Annotated in this window: 1 protein-coding gene and 1 pseudogene; one reads left to right on the top strand and one right to left on the bottom strand. The window is 59.8% G+C overall.

All coding sequences use genetic code 11. From position 1 onward, the window contains the following. Positions 1-158 (bottom strand): annotated as a pseudogene (locus tag I5W_RS30395) (hypothetical protein); the annotation flags it as partial. 211 nt (positions 159-369) lie between these two features. Between I5W_RS30395 and I5W_RS22565 the strand changes: the two are divergent. Beyond that, positions 370-637: efflux RND transporter permease subunit (locus I5W_RS22565; protein WP_044530932.1), on the top strand; the 268-nt coding region annotated here is incomplete at its 3' end.

Below are 637 nucleotides of genomic sequence, written 5' to 3'. Positions count from 1 at the left end.
GTTTGCGTGGCCTGGGCGATGCTGCGCACGATCTGCAGACGCAGTCCTGACGCCGGCAGCGCCTGCAACATGGGCTTGGCCGCAAACTGCGCATGGGCGCGGCCCTCCGGGGTGCGCAGGTCGTTCTCGCCGATGATTTCGCGCAGCAGGAATTGGGTGGGTATGCATGTGGTCTCCGGGGGAGCCGCGCAAGCCTTGTTATTGTGCTGGATCGTTTGGTCGTGGTGCGCGCCTGAAAGGCTTTAGTGTGCGCGTATTTGGTGGGCTTGTGAACCGTAGGAGCACAGGAGCTGAGGGGGGATAACCAATTTTCCCTTCCTGTGCGCCGTTTAATAGGCCATATAATACTCAGCTTTGCCCTGAGCATTCATGCTTGCCAGCCCTCACAAAAAAGACAGTGCCGACAAGGTGGTGGGGCGGTTGCGCATCAAGACCGCCAAGGTGGCCGGTGCGCGGGTGTTCCTGGTGCCGGTGCAGGACATCCGCATCGGCGCGCGCCAGAGCGATTCGGAATATGAATATTCGCTCAAGTCAGACGATGTCGGCCTGTTGCGCATCTGGGAGCCCAAGATCCGCCTGGCCCTGACCAATCTGAAGGAATTGGAAGATGTCAGCAGCGACCAGCAGGACAATGGCT

The sequence above is a fragment of the Herbaspirillum sp. B65 genome, from assembly GCF_000333555.1.
In the GTDB taxonomy this organism is placed as follows: Bacteria; Pseudomonadota; Gammaproteobacteria; order Burkholderiales; family Burkholderiaceae_D; genus Herbaspirillum; species Herbaspirillum rubrisubalbicans.
This window is presented reverse-complemented; position numbering and strand designations above follow the sequence as displayed.